At 67.4% G+C, this 13,873-nt stretch carries 13 protein-coding genes; 6 read left to right on the forward strand and 7 right to left on the reverse strand.

The features are described 5' to 3' along the window. Positions 1 to 273: 273 nt before the first annotated feature. Complete coding sequence (locus IPV08_RS11060; RefSeq protein WP_207411918.1) at positions 274 to 2,472, forward strand: histidine kinase dimerization/phosphoacceptor domain -containing protein; 2,199 nt, start codon at positions 274 to 276, stop codon at positions 2,470 to 2,472. Beyond that, on the forward strand, positions 2,469 to 3,110 hold the full coding sequence (locus IPV08_RS11065) for a biliverdin-producing heme oxygenase (protein ID WP_207411919.1): 642 nt from the start codon (positions 2,469 to 2,471) through the stop codon (positions 3,108 to 3,110). Before IPV08_RS11060 ends, IPV08_RS11065 begins: the two co-directional genes overlap by 4 nt. 34 nt (positions 3,111 to 3,144) lie before the next feature. On the opposite strand, the gene IPV08_RS11070 is transcribed toward IPV08_RS11065, so the two are convergent. Continuing rightward, positions 3,145 to 3,450, reverse strand: coding sequence for a hypothetical protein (locus IPV08_RS11070; protein ID WP_207411920.1), 306 nt, complete (start codon positions 3,448 to 3,450; stop codon positions 3,145 to 3,147). Between the two features lie 274 nt (positions 3,451 to 3,724). On the opposite strand from IPV08_RS11070, the gene IPV08_RS11075 reads away from it, so the two are divergent. Both IPV08_RS11075 and IPV08_RS11080 read left to right on the forward strand, forming a co-directional pair. Then, complete coding sequence (locus IPV08_RS11075) at positions 3,725 to 3,904, forward strand: hypothetical protein (protein WP_056427336.1); 180 nt, start codon at positions 3,725 to 3,727, stop codon at positions 3,902 to 3,904. Between the two features lie 58 nt (positions 3,905 to 3,962). Further along, positions 3,963 to 4,337 carry a hypothetical protein gene (locus IPV08_RS11080; protein ID WP_207411921.1) on the forward strand — a complete coding sequence of 125 codons (375 nt, stop codon included), beginning with the start codon at positions 3,963 to 3,965 and terminating at the stop codon, positions 4,335 to 4,337. Between the two features lie 13 nt (positions 4,338 to 4,350). Here the strand turns inward: IPV08_RS11080 and IPV08_RS11085 are convergent, their stop codons facing one another. The 5 genes from IPV08_RS11085 to IPV08_RS11105 form a co-directional block, all read right to left on the reverse strand. After that, entirely contained in the window at positions 4,351 to 5,961 is a 1,611-nt protein-coding gene (locus IPV08_RS11085; protein ID WP_207411922.1) for an ABC transporter ATP-binding protein, read from the reverse strand. Between the two features lie 2 nt (positions 5,962 to 5,963). Continuing rightward, a complete protein-coding gene (locus IPV08_RS11090) occupies positions 5,964 to 7,385 on the reverse strand; it encodes a M20 family metallopeptidase (RefSeq protein WP_207411923.1) in 1,422 nt (473 codons plus the stop codon). 44 nt (positions 7,386 to 7,429) lie between these two features. Beyond that, positions 7,430 to 8,395: an ABC transporter permease gene (locus tag IPV08_RS11095; RefSeq protein WP_207411924.1), complete on the reverse strand. Its 966-nt coding sequence runs from the start codon at positions 8,393 to 8,395 to the stop codon at positions 7,430 to 7,432. Beyond that, a complete protein-coding gene (locus IPV08_RS11100) occupies positions 8,392 to 9,306 on the reverse strand; it encodes an ABC transporter permease (protein ID WP_207411925.1) in 915 nt (304 codons plus the stop codon). Before IPV08_RS11100 ends, IPV08_RS11095 begins: the two co-directional genes overlap by 4 nt. Before the next feature lie 297 nt (positions 9,307 to 9,603). Beyond that, positions 9,604 to 11,139, reverse strand: a complete 1,536-nt coding sequence (locus IPV08_RS11105; RefSeq protein ID WP_207411926.1) for an ABC transporter substrate-binding protein — start codon at positions 11,137 to 11,139, stop codon at positions 9,604 to 9,606. Positions 11,140 to 11,282: 143 nt separating this feature from the next. Here IPV08_RS11105 and IPV08_RS11110 point away from each other — a divergent pair, with 143 nt between their 5' ends. After that, a complete protein-coding gene (locus IPV08_RS11110; RefSeq protein WP_207411927.1) occupies positions 11,283 to 12,191 on the forward strand; it encodes a LysR family transcriptional regulator in 909 nt (302 codons plus the stop codon). A 10-nt stretch (positions 12,192 to 12,201) separates the two neighbouring features. Here IPV08_RS11110 and IPV08_RS11115 read toward each other — a convergent pair whose 3' ends face one another. Further along, entirely contained in the window at positions 12,202 to 13,212 is a 1,011-nt protein-coding gene (locus IPV08_RS11115; protein WP_207411928.1) for a 1-aminocyclopropane-1-carboxylate deaminase, read from the reverse strand. 160 nt (positions 13,213 to 13,372) lie between these two features. Here IPV08_RS11115 and IPV08_RS11120 point away from each other — a divergent pair, with 160 nt between their 5' ends. Continuing rightward, complete coding sequence (locus tag IPV08_RS11120) at positions 13,373 to 13,837, forward strand: Lrp/AsnC ligand binding domain-containing protein (protein ID WP_056146793.1); 465 nt, start codon at positions 13,373 to 13,375, stop codon at positions 13,835 to 13,837. Positions 13,838 to 13,873 lie beyond the last annotated feature (36 nt).

Consider the following 13,873-nt stretch of genomic DNA (forward strand, 5'->3'; position numbering starts at 1 on the left):
TGCCCCGGCCGATATGGCAAAGCCGTCGATAGTGCCTAAGTAACTCTTCAGCCCGCCTCCTGGGGGGATCGGTTTTTTCCATGCAACCCTCCCGAGGGATTGCGGGTAAGTGCGAGCCGCCTTCTTCTCCCATGGACGGGGGAAGTGATTTCTTTCAGGAGGTGCGGGCCGGGTGATGCGGAAGGACGTCCTTCCGTGATGCCGACCGACTCGCGGGAATCGCCCAGCGGCATCGCCGTTGTCGAGGCTCACATCACGTTACCGAATGAACGCATGACGCAACTGAGTGCCACCCGGACGGCCGACCCTGCCCTGGATCCTCGCCAGGATGCCGACCCCTCGGATCTCGGTCCGGACCTGACCGTCTGCGACCGTGAGCCGATCCATATTCCAGGAGCGATCCAGCCGCACGGCCTCCTGCTAATCGCGAATGCGGAAGACCAGAGGGTGGTCGGCGGCGCGGGCGACATCGAAGGCCTGCTCGCCGCGGAATGGACCGGGCGGACGTTGTCCGAGCTCCTCGGCGCCTCGCCGGCCTCCCTGCTGCTCGACGCGCCCCGCGACGAGACCGTCGTGATCGGTCACGTCATGGGGCTCCGCGCGGCAATGGATGCCACCGCGCGCTTTCAGGACGGCCAATGGCTGATCCAGCTCGAACCGCAGGCCTCCCTGTGGACCAATGCGGCCAGCCTTCTCGGCTGGCTCGACCGCGCCGGAAGCGCCCTGGAGCGGGCCACCGACCTCAAGGCCTTGTGCGACCGGGCGGCGACGTCGTTCCGCGAGCTCACCGGTTTCGACCGGGTGATGATCTATCGCTTCCTCGACGACGATGCCGGCGTCGTCATCGCGGAAAGCCGCGTTCCCGAGCTCGGCAGCTTCCTGCACCACCATTTCCCGGCCTCGGACATCCCGAAACAGGCGCGCGCCCTCTACATCCGCAACCGCGTCCGCGTAATCCCGGACGTCACCTATACGCCGCAGCCGCTTCGGCCCCGGCACCTGTCGCAGCTCGATCTGAGCGATATCGAACTGCGCAGCGTCTCGCCGATCCACCTTCAATATCTGCGCAACATGGATGTGGCGGCCTCCGCCTCGATCTCCATCGTCAAGGACGGCATTCTGTGGGGGCTCGTGGCCTGCCACAACCGTACGCCGCGCACCCTCGCCTTCGGACAGCGCATGGCCTGTCAGGCCCTGGCGGGAAGTCTCGCCCGTCAGGTCAGCTCGCGGGAGGAAGCCGAAAATTACCGCGAGCGGCTGCGGCTGCGCAGTGCCGAGGATGTGGTCTCCGGAAAGGTCCTGGGCGAAGCACCCCTCGCCGAAATCCTGATCGAGACGAGCGAGGAGCTGCGCCGCATGCTCGGCGCCGACGGCTTCGCGCTCCTCCAGGGCAGGGACCTCCACCATACCGGACGCTGCGCCGAGGAAACCGACCTGCGCGAGATCGCGGCCTGGGTCCGGACGGTGGGCGGGGTACAGGCGCTTCACACCCACAGCCTCAGCAAGCGCTTCCCCCGCGCCGCCGCCTATCGTGCGCTGGCGAGCGGGCTCCTCGCCGTCGTCCTGTCGGGGGAGGAGCCGATCATCCTGATGTGGTTCCGGGCCGAGCGGGTCGAACTCGTCAACTGGGCCGGCAACCCTCACAAGGCCGCCAACGTCGTCGGCGATACTTTGAGCCCCCGCGCCTCCTTCGAAGCCTGGACCGAGGAGGTCCATGGCCATGCCAAGCCCTGGTCGCTCCCCGAGATCGAGGCGGCGCAGCGCATCGTGCGCGAGCTCTACGAGGCTCGTCAGACCCGGCGCATCCGCGAACTCAACCGCGAGCTCGCCGCCACCGTCGCGGACAGGGAAAGCCTGCTGGTCCAGAAAGATTACCTGATCAAGGAAGTGAATCACCGCGTCCAGAACAGCCTGCAACTGGTCTCGGCTTTCCTCGCCCTGCAGGCGCGGGCGGAAGGCAATGCGGGGCTCAGCGAGGCATTGAGCGAGGCGCAGCGCCGGCTCGCTGCCGTGGCCCTGGTGCACCGACGGCTCTACAGCGACGACAACGTCGAGATGATCGATCTGGCCCGCTACCTCGACGATCTCGTCTCCGAAATGAAATCGTCGATGGGCCCTGAATGGGCCGAGCAGTTCAGCACCGATTTCGCCCCGATCATCATCCCCACCGACGCTGCGGTGAATATCGGACTGATCCTGACCGAGCTCGTCATCAACGCCAACAAATACGCCTATTCCGGCGCGGTCGGTCCCATCGCCATCAGCCTCGAACAGCATCGCAACCGCTTCCGCCTGATCGTCGCCGATCAGGGGCAGGGCATGTCGGGTACACGGAGCGGATTCGGGACGCGGATGCTCAACGCCATGGTCGACCGCCTCGGCGGGACGATCGAGAACACCAACAACCGGCCGGGATTGAGGGTGATCCTGACGGCCTCCATCGGTGCGCCCGATCCGGCATCCCTGCCATGACCCGCACCGCGCTCGCGACTGGCGGCCCGGAAGCGCCTCTGGCCGAACGGCTGCGCGAAGGCACGCAGGATCTGCACGAGGAACTGGAGCGCTGCCTCGATTGGCGCCAGCGGATGGCGACGCGGGACGGATACCTGACCCTGCTCGCCCGCTGGTGGGGCTTCCATCGTGTGTTCGAGCCCATCGTCGGCCAAGCCTTCGGGCGCGACGTCGCATGGCCGCGCCGCAAATTGCACCTGATCGAACGGGACCTCGTCCATTTCGGCATGAATCGCGACGCCATTGAGGCCTTGCCCCGTTTCGCCGCCGGAACGGGTTTCGACGACCGCCCCGCGATCCTCGGCGCCCTGTACGTCACCGAAGGCTCTACGCTCGGTGGACAGGTCATCGCCCATCACATCCGCCGTAGCCTCGGAGATGCGATCGCCTCGGGCGGTTGCGCCTATTACGAAGGCTACGGGAAGCGGGACACGGCGGCGATGTGGACCTCGTTCCGGACCTTCCTGGACCGGTCGGGCGAAGAGGGCCGATCCGAGAGCGTGATCGAAGGAGCGAGATGGACCTTCGACGCGCTGAGGCTATGGCTCACCGCCGGCAACCCACCCCGACCCGCTTCGGGCGAGGCCGCCCGGCGCTGAATGCCGGGTCGACCTGCCGAATCAGCCGACCGGCTCAGCCGGCATCGGCGGCGCGTCCGCCATAGGTCTCGAAGGAGGTCATCACCTTCTCGGTCAGCCCGTCATCGAGTTCGACGGTGACGCGGATCGCCCCCTCAAGTGCAGGCTCGCCCTCGGTGCCTTCCTTCAGGCGGCCATCCTCGATATCGGCCCGCGCCGCCTCGGTCCCCGCGCTGTTCTCGTCCCCCGCGGGCGCGATGGTGACGGCGCTCCGGTCGATCCCGTGTTCCTGGACGAGATGCTCGACCGCGGTCTCGGCATCGCGGCGGCTCTTGAACTCGGCGGACATCGTCTTCGACATGATCACGGTTCCGGGGTTGGTCTTCAGGCTGTGTGAACCCTCCACCGGGGGAAAGGTTCAGCAGCGCCTCGGAGCCGCCGCGATTCGCAGCGTCGGGTGCATGCTCGCGTCAGGTACAGGCTCGAATCAGGCAAGTGAAAATACGTAGTCGGCATTTCATCTTCGCCACACTCCCGTACAATCGTGTTCCTCGCTGGTGGCTTGGTCCAACACATCGGTGTTTTTACCGGAAACAAATGTTGTCCATTGCGTGAGGCCCGGTTAAGTGCGGCTCATGCCTAAGCTCGAATCTCTCCTGGACCGTCTCAAAGCCCGCCAGCGCGCCCTCATCATGGAAGCGGCGGAGCACGAAACGATGCCGGCCGACAGCACGTTGCGCCGCATTGCGGAGCTGGAAAATGCGATCGCCGCGGTGGAAGCCATCCTCGACGAGACACGGGCGCTTGCCCGCTAGCCCAGCCGGGCCGACGACGTATCCTCGATCAGGACGCCGAACGAGACCTCATGCCCTGATGACCGCTGCGATCATGGCGGGCATCGCGGCATCGTCGGGTGCCATGGTTCAGGAAGTGACGGCGCAGGACGTGCCGACCGCCGGAGCCGATCTCGATCTCCTCGAACGGCGCTGGCACAAATGCGTGCGGCAGGCCTTTTCCGGGCAACCCGCCGGCCTACCGACCCATGCCGCGCAGAAGGCCGCATTGGCCGAGTGCAAGAGCCTGGAGAACAGTTACGTCTCGGCGATGCTGGTGGCCCAGGCGGCCGAGGCCGAGGCCCGTCGGCAGGGCAAGCCATCGATCGGCGCGAGGGCGAGGGGCTGGGCCACCTCGCTTCTGTCCTACGTGGTCGAGCCGGTAACCTCCTTGATCGACGCCTGGCGCAAGTAACCCCTCTCGCGCCTCAGGCCCGCTCCATCTGCAATCCCGGCACGGCCGAGAGCAGGTCGCGCGTGTAGGGATGGTCCGGCCGGCGGAACAGGTCGGCGGTCGGCCGCTGTTCCACGATCTCCCCCCGATGCATCACCGCGATCCGGTCACAGATCTTGGCCGCGACGCGCAGGTCGTGGGTGATGAACAGCATCGCGAGGTTCAGGCGCTGCTTCAGATCCTCGAGAAGGTCGAGCACCTGTGCCTGGACCGACACGTCGAGGGCCGAGACGGCCTCGTCGGCGACCAGCACGTCGGGCTCCATGGCGAGCGCCCGGGCGATGCCGATGCGCTGGCGCTGTCCGCCGGAGAAGGCGTTCGGATATCGCTCGGCGGCGCTGGGCGACAGGCCGACGAGATCCAGCAGGTCTCGCGCCCGCGCCCTGGCCTCGCGGGCCGGAACACCATGGGCGATCGGCCCGGCGGTGATGATCTGCTCCACCGTCCGGCGCGGGTTGAGGGAGGCGAAGGGGTCCTGGAAGATCATCTGGATACGCTTGCGCTCGGCGCGAAGCGCACGCGGCCCCAGCGCCGTGTAATCGAGCGTGCCGAGGCGGACGGTGCCCTGGTCGGGGTCGATGAGCCGGATGGCGAGGCGCGCCGTGGTGGATTTGCCCGAGCCCGATTCACCGACGAGGCCCAGGGTCTCGCCGCGGCGGACGTCGAACGCCACCTCCTTGACCGCGTGGACGATGCGCGGCGGCCCGAACAGACCACGACGCGACGTGTAGGTCTTGGTGAGGCCGATGGCAGACAGGGCGATGGGCGCGCCTTCCCGTGATTCGCGCTCCGGCGGCACGATGCTGGGCACCGCCGCCAGCAGGGCCTTGGTGTAGGGATGCTGGGGGTTCCGCAGGACCTCGTCGGCGGAGCCCGATTCCACCAGCTTGCCGCGCTGGAGCACCGCCACATGGTCGGCGATGTCCGCGACCACGCCGAAATCGTGGGTGATGAACAGGACGCTCATGCCCCGCCGCCGCTGCAGGTCGCGGACGAGCTTCAGGATCTGCGCCTGGGTGGTGACATCCAGCGCCGTGGTCGGCTCGTCGGCGACGAGGATCGACGGCTCCAATGCCAGAGCCATGGCGATCATCGCGCGCTGGCGCTGTCCGCCCGACAGCTGATGCGGATAGGCACGCACGATCTGCGCCGGGTCGGGCAGGCCGACCTCGGTGGCGAGCGCGATGGCCTTGGCCCGCCGCTCGGCCTTGGTGAGAAGGCCGTGCGCCTCGAACATCTCGGCGATCTGGTCGCCGATCCGCATGACCGGGTTGAGCGCCGTCATCGGCTCCTGGAACACCATGGCGATGCGGCGCCCGCGCAAAGCACGCCAGTCGCGCTCGCCGAGGGTGAGCAGGTCCCGCCCCTCGAACACGATGCTGCCGCCGACGGGCGTGAGGGCACGCGGCAGCAGACCGGTGAGCGCATAGGCGCTCATGGATTTTCCCGAGCCCGATTCGCCGACGACGCAGAGGATCTTGCCCGGCATCAGGTCGAGGGAGAGATCCTCCACCGCATGCGGCCGGTCCGCCCCCTTCGGCAGGGCCAGGGTGAGGTTGCGAATGCTGACGACAGGCTCGCTCATGGTCAGGTCTCCCGTTTCGCGGCGCGCTTCGCCCGGATGCCGGGTCCGGTCTCCCCGAGATCCCAGAACAGGCCCGCCATCAGCATCAGCGCCTCGCGGCTCATCGGCCCGAGCAGGTGCTCGTCCGGACCGTGCTGAAGGCAGGCCGGGTAGGAATGCGGCACCCACAGGGTCGGCAGGCCGAGGATCTCGGAAAAGGCGTCGTTGGGCAGCGAGCCACCGAGATTGGGCAGCAATGCCGGGCGCTTGCCCGTGCTGGCCTCGATGGAGGCCAGCGCCCAGCCGACCCAGGGATCTTCCACGGGAAGGCGGGTGGCGCGGAACACTTCGGAACGGGCCGCCCGCACTTCGACCATGGGGAAACCGTTGGCGTCGAGATGGGCGCGCACGGCCGGGATCAGGCCCTCCCAGTCGGTGCCGACGACGAAGCGCAGCTGCAGCGTCGCCTTGGCATGGGGCGGCACCGCATTGAGCGGGCCGTCCGGGTCGCCGGTCTTGAAGGCCAGGACTTCGAGGGTGTTCCAGCCGAAGACGCGCTCGGCCGCATTGAGGCCGGGCTCGCCCCAATCCTCGTCGATCCTCGGCGCGGTGGGGTCGGTGCCCACCGCGATGTCGGCGAGCGCCGCCCGCACGCCCTCGGGGATCGCGGGTGGCCGCAGGGCATCGAGGAGGATCTTGCCGCGCCCGTCGACCAGGGTCGCGATGGCGTTGGCCAGCACCGTGCCGGGATTGCGCAGCAGGCCGCCCCAATTGCCCGAATGGTGGCTGCCCTCGCGCAGGTCCACGATGAGCTCGAACGTGTAACCGCCGCGCGAGCCGAGGAAGAGGGTGGGGCGCTCCGCGCTCACCCGTGGCCCGTCGGAGGCAATGAGCACGTCGGCGGCGAGGGCGCGCGCCTCGGTCCGGCACAGGTCGCGCAGGCCCGGCGAGCCGGATTCCTCGCCCATTTCGATGAGGAGCTTGGTGTTGAAGCCGAGGCGTCCGCCCCTGGCCGCCATCACCGCCTCGAGCGCACCGAGATTGATGATGTGCTGGCCCTTGTTGTCGGCGGTGCCGCGGCCGTACCAGCGGTCGCCCTCGACGACGATCGCCCATGGGTCGAGGCCGGCGCGCCATTGTTCGGGATAGCCGCGCACGGTGTCGCCATGGCCGTAGATCAGCACGGTGGGCAGGTCGTCGCCCTCGTGCCGCTCGGCGATGAGGAAGGGGCCGTGCTCGCCATCGGGATTGTCGAGGATGCGGCCGGTGAAACCCAGCGGCGCGATGGCGGGCATGAGGAAGTCGGACAGGTAGGCATGGAGCGCCGGCAATTGTCCGGTGGTCTGGCTCTCGGTCGGGCGGGCGACGGCATCCTGCAGGACGGCGCGGAAACCGCCTCCGTCGTAGTGGCGCGCGGCATGCGCGATCGCATCGTGTCGGGACATGGATCCACTCTGTGTCGGGTGAGAATGGGAGCCGAGGGAAGCGCTCAGCGCCGCCCCTCGGGAGCCGTGACGTCGCGCAATCCGTCGCCGAGGAGGTTGATGGCGAGAACGAGGACGAGGAGGGCGACGCCCGGGATGGTGATGACCCAGGGCTGGAAGAACATGTACGGCTTGCCCTCGGCGATCATCAGCCCCCAGGAGGGCAGGGGCGGCTGGACGCCGAGGCCGAGGAACGACAGGGCCGCTTCCAGCAGGATCGCGTGCGCCATCTCCAGGGTCGCGACGACGATGAGCGCGTTGAAGATGTTGGGCAGGATTTCCTGGAACAGGATCCGGGCGTTCGAGAAGCCCGAGGCGCGGGCCGCCGCGACGAAATCCTGGTCGCGGATCTGGCGGGTGGCGGCACGCGTCACCACGGCGAAACGGTCCCACAGCAGCAGGCCCAGCACCAGGACCACCACCTTCAGCGAGCCGCCCACCAGAGAGGCCATGGCCAAAGCCACCAGCACCACCGGCATGGCGAGGCGCGTGGTGACGATGTAGCTCACCACCGCGTCGACCTTGCCGCCGAAATAGCCGGCGCAGATGCCGAGCACGGTGCCGATCAGGCCGGAGATGCAGGCCGCCGCGATCCCGATGAGAAGGGAGATCTGGCTGCCGTAGATCAGGCGGCTGAGATAGTCGCGCCCGAGCTTGTCGGTGCCGAGCACGTGGTCCCAGGTCCCCTTCGCGTTCCAGATCGGCGGGATCAGGCGGCGCGAGACGTCCTGGGCATAGGGGTCGTGCGGGGCGATCAGGGGCGCGGCCAGGGCCGCGAGGACGATCCCGCCGAGAATGACGGCCCCGATCATGAAGCCGCCGTGATGGAGGCCGCGCCGGAGGGCCAGCGCCGTGGGCGAGCGCGACGCCGGCAGCGGCGCGTTCGCGTCGGGCACAGGACCGGCCTGAACCAGCAGATCGGTCGAGGGAAGGGTGGGAGCCACCGGGGAGGAAGACGGCTGAAGGGTCATTGGCGCAGCCGGGGATCGAGGAAAGCGTTGAGCAGGTCGGCGGCAAGCGTCAGGGCGATGTAGATCATCGCCAGGACCAGCACGATCGCCTGCACCACGGGGAAGTCGTTACGGGCGATGGATTCCCAGGCGAGCTGCCCGAGCCCCTGGAGCGAGAACACCGCCTCGATGACGATGGAGCCGCCGAGCATGAAGCCGAACTGCACGGCGGCCAGCGCGATCACCGGGATCACGGCGTTGCGGAGCGCATGCCGGATCAGGATTTTTCGCGGGGGCAGGCCCTTGGCCCGGGCGGTGCGGACATAGTCCGAGGCCAGCACCTCCAACATGCCGTTGCGGGTGAGCCGCATCACGGCGGGCATGGCGTAATAGCCGAGCGCGATGGCCGGCAGCACGAAGTGCTTCCAGGTCGTGTTGCCCGAGACCGGCAGCCAGCGCAGGTTCACCGAGAAGATCATGATCAGCGTCAGGCCGAACCAGAAGCTCGGCATCGCCTGACCCAGCACCGAGACCGACAAAGCGAGCCGGTCGATCCAGGTGTCGCGCTTCACCGCCGCCAGCACGCCGAGCGGGATCGCCACGAACAGGGCGACGGCCAGCGCCACCACGCCGAGGAACAGGGTGATCGGCATGCGGGAGGCGAGGAGGTCGACCACGCTTTCCCGGAAGTAGAAGGAATTGCCGAAATCGAAATGCAGCGCCTTCCACGCCCAGGCGGTGAATTGCGCCAGCATCGGCTGGTTCAGCCCGTACTGGACGCGGATCGCCTCGACCTGGGCGGAGGTGGCCTCGGGGCCGGCAATGGCGGCGGCGAGGTCGCCGGAGAGGTGCAGCAGCATGAAGCTCGCCACCGACACCGTCACGGCGACCGCGATGGCGACGAGCATGCGTTGCAGCATGAACCTGAGCATGGGCCGGTTCCTTTGGTCCGTTACGGGTCGTGACGTTCGTCGTCCGGACGATTGTTCGGCTCTGCCGAGAGCGATCCGCGGGCTTCTCCCTCCCCCCTCTGCGGGGGAGGGTGGCCCTCGCGTCAGCGAGGGTCGGGAGAGGGGAGCGCGCTATCCGGAAGCGTCGCTCCCCTCTCCCGACCCGCTTCGCGGGCCACCCTCTCCCGCAAAGGGGAGAGGGGACGGCGCGGGCTGCATCCGCGATGAGTGAACGGGTACGCCTTCCATGAGCCGCGCTTCGCGCCTCGGATGCGACCCTTACTTCCAACTCGCCGCGTAGAAGCGCGGCAGCTCGTCGGGCTGCGCCGTGAAGGTCAGGTCCGAGGTGAAGGCGTAGTTGGTCGAGTAGGAGAACAGCGGCAGGATGTAGGCCTGGGCCGCGATGCGCTTGAGCGCCTCGGCGTATTTCACCTTGCGCGCGGCCGGATCGGTGGCGCCGTCGCCGGCCTGGAGCGCCGCGATGGTCTCGGGATCCTTGGTCAGGTCCTCGTCGCCGCCCTTGAGGTAGACGCCGGTGAAGGCCGAGACGTCGAGGACCGAGAACGAGCCCCAGGTCTGGAAGGCGATGGAGACCTTGCCGCTCCGGATCATATCGCGCAGCGCCGCGTAGCGCAGGTAGTTGAGCCGGGCGGTGATGCCGACGGCGCGCAGATACCCGATGACGGCCTCGGCGTAGTCGCGCTCACGATAGGCGCCGAGATCGATCTCGAATCCGTCGGGATAGCCGGCCTCCTTCAGGAGCGCCTTGGCCTTGGCCGGATCGTAGGCGTAGCGCGGCACGCCCTCGTCCGTACAGCCGAACTGGTCGATGAAACAGGCCGCGTTCATGACACGGCTGCCGCCGCGGACAAGGTTGTCGACCATCGCCTTGCGGTCGATGGCGTAGGAGATCGCCTGGCGGACGCGGGGGTCCTTCAGGGGCGAGTTTTCCTTCGCGCGGCCGAGCGTGTCGAATTGCAGGAAGCCGACTCGCATGGTCTCGGCGCTGAGCACGGTGACGTTGGGCGCGGCCTTGAGCTGGTCCGCCTGGTCGCTCGGCACGCGCCAGATCCAGTCGATGCCGCCGGTGACGAGTTCGGCCATGCGGCTGTCGGCATCGGGAATGACGCGGAATTCGAGCTTGCCGATCTTTGGCGTGCCGATCGGGCTGCCGGGCCAATATTTGTCGTTCCGCTCCATCTTCACCCCGCGTCCGTTCTCGACGCTGATGATGCGATAGGGGCCGGTGCCGATGGGGGCCTTGGCGAAACCGTCGAGGCCGACCTTTTTGAAGTAAGCGGCCGGGAAGATCGGGGTCGGTCCGGCGAGGTATTCGAGAGCGGCCGGGAAGGCGGTCTTGAGGTGGATGCGGACGGTCTTGGCGTCCACCACCTCCGTCGACTTCATCCAGTCCACATTCTGCTTCGTCACCGTGCGCGCCTCGGGCGTCAGCACGTAGTTGAAGGTGAAGGCCACGTCCTCGGGGCCGAAGACATCGCCGTTATGGAAGGTCACGCCCTCGCGCAGGGTCAGTTCGAGGGTCGTCGGGTCGACCCATTTCCAGGCGGTGGCCAGCATCGGCTGATACGCGCCGGTCTTCGGGTCGCGGTAGAGCAGGGTGTCCCAGACGTTGCGGGCGAGCACGACGCCCTCGCGGGCGCTGTTGTGATACGGGCTCACGTTTTCCGGCTCGGTATCCGAGGCATAGACCAGGGTATCGTTGGCCTTGCCGGCCAGCGCCGGAACGCTGAACGTCCCCAGCAGGAGAGCGAGCGCGGCGCCTGCCGCGGGAACATGTCTGGCCATGATCCGCATTCCTTTCGCTACCGGCTGCTCGGCGGCCCGTAGCCGATCTGCACTGCCGCTTTTTTCCTCGTGCCATGGTGTTGTGCATTCCACATCGCAACAAGTAGAATTTATCGATGGTTGCCGTGCCGTTTCGGCAATGGAACACGCCTATGCAGATGTCGGGCCTGCGCTACTTCCTCGCCGTCGCCAGGACCGGGTCCATCGCGGCGGCGTCGGCGCAACTCAACGTCGCCGCATCCGCGATCAGCCGCCAGATCGCCAATCTCGAAGCGGAGCTCGATTGCGTCCTGTTCGAGCGCCGGCCGCGCGGCATGGTCCTGAGCCCGTCCGGCGAGTTGCTGGCCCAGCATGCGCGGCAGACCCTGGCGCGGGCCGAGCAGGTCGCCGCCGAGATCCAGGAATTGCGCGGGCTGGCGCGGGGCTTCATCCGCGTCGCCACCGCGGAGGGATTCGCCCTCGACCTGCTGCCGAACGCCATCGCCGAGTTTCACGCCCGCTATCCCGGCATCCGCTTCGAAATCCAGGTTCTCCCCCCGGCACAGGTCACGCAGGTCGTGGCGGCGGGCGACGCCGATATTGGCATCACCTTCGCTCTGGCGCCGACGAACCTCGTCACGGTGTTCTACGAGGCCGTGGTGGAGATGGTCGCGCTGGCTGCCCCCGACCATCCGCTCGCCGGCCGGGCATCGATCCGGATCGGCGAACTCCAGGCCTATCCGATCGCGATGCCGCCCCTCGACACCACGGCGCGCCTCGTCTTCGACGCGGCCTGCCGGGCGGAAGGCATCGTCATCGAGCCGACGCTGACCTCCAACATCCTCACGGCGCTGCTTCCCTTCGTCCGAAGGACGAGGGGAATCGCGCTGATGTCGCCGCTTTCGGTGCAGACGCCGGTGCGGCTCGGGGAGCTGGTCTGCATCCCGATTCAATCGCAGGCGAGCCTGCGGCGCGGCATTCAGGTCCAGCTGATGCGGGACCGCAAGCTGCCGCATGCGGCGCAGGCGTTCCTGCGCCAACTCGTGGCCGCCCTGCCGCCGACGGAGGCCGGCGGCGCATGAACCGTCCCGATCAGCCGTTCCGGAACGTGTAGCTGTAGCCGTTCAGGGCCGGCGCGCCGCCGAGATGGGCGTAGAGCACCTTCGAGCCCTTGGGGAAGAACCCCTTCCGAGTCAGATCGATCATCCCCTGCATCGACTTCCCCTCGTAGACCGGGTCGGTGATCATGGCTTCGAGCCGCGCCGAGAGGCGGATCGCCTCGACCGTCTCCTTCGAGGGCACGCCGTAGACCGGATAGGCGTAATCCTCGTTGAGGACCACGTCGTCGGCCGTGATCTCGGGGGCGCCGATGAGGGCGGCCGTCTTCTGCGCGATGTCGAGCACCTGCGCCTTGGTCTGGGCCGGGGTGCAGGAGGCGTCGATGCCGATGACGTTGCGGGCACGTCCATCGGCGGCGAAGCCCACCACCATGCCGGCATGGGTCGAGCCGGTGACGGTGCAGACCACGATGTAGTCGAAGCGCAGGCCCATCTCGGCCTCCTGGGCGCGGACCTCCTCGGCGAAGCCGACATAGCCGAGGCCGCCGAACTTGTGCACGGAGGCGCCGGCGGGGATGGCGTAGGGCTTGCCGCCCTTGGCCTTCACATCCTCCAGGGCCGCCTTCCAGCTCTCGCGGATGCCGATGTCGAACCCGTCATCCACGAGCTGCGTCTCCGCGCCCATGATGCGCGACAGCAGGATGTTGCCGACCCGGTCATAGACCGCATCCTCGTGCGGCACCCAGGCTTCCTGGATCAGCCGACACTTCATGCCAATCTTGGCGGCCACCGCCGCCGCCATGCGGGTGTGGTTGGATTGCACGCCGCCGTTGGAGACCAGCGTATCGGCTCCGCTCGCGATGGCGTCGGGCACGATGTATTCGAGCTTGCGCAGCTTGTTGCCGCCGTAAGCCAGGCCGGAATTGCAATCCTCGCGCTTGGCGTAGATCTCGACATCGCCGCCGAGATGGTCGGTGAGACGCGACAGCTTCTCGATCGGGCTCGGGCCGAAGGTGAGGGGATAGCGCTCGAATTTCGACAGCATGGCTTGGCAACGTCCTCGCATCAGTGAGAACCAAACGCTAGCAAAACTCCCGTGAAAGGTGCTCTCGAATGACGATGAGATGTGCCACGAAATTCCAGGTTTTCCCCGGCCAAGCTTAGTACGAACCATCGTTTCTACCGAAAATTCGGAAGGTTCTTCCATGTCGCCATCGCTCGACCGGATCGATCTGAAGATCCTGCGCCTGCTCCAGGCCGATGGGCGCATGAACAATGCCGAGATCGCCAAGCGGGTGAATACCAGCGCCGCCACCTGTCACCGCCGCACGCAGCGCCTGTTCGACGAGGGCTACATCCGCGGCGTCCATGCGCGGATCGCGCCGGAGAAGGTCGGGCGGGGGTCCCTCGTCATCGTCGGCGTCGTGCTCGACCGCTCGACGCCGGAGAGCTTCGCCGCGTTCGAGGCAGCCGCCCAGGCGATGCCGACCATGCTCGATTGCCATCTCGTGGCCGGGGATTTCGACTATTTCCTCAAGATCCGCGTCTCCGACATGGCGGATTTCAACCGCCTGCACAGCGAGACCCTGATCGCGCTGCCGGGGGTGCGGCAGACGCGGACCTTCTTCGTCATGAAGGAGGTGGTGGACAATGCGCCGATGGATCTCTGACGATGCGCACCTTTGACGGTGAGCGGTTCTCTGATT

This window comes from Methylobacterium sp. SD274 (assembly GCF_017355285.1).
In the GTDB taxonomy this organism is placed as follows: Bacteria; Pseudomonadota; Alphaproteobacteria; order Rhizobiales; family Beijerinckiaceae; genus Methylobacterium.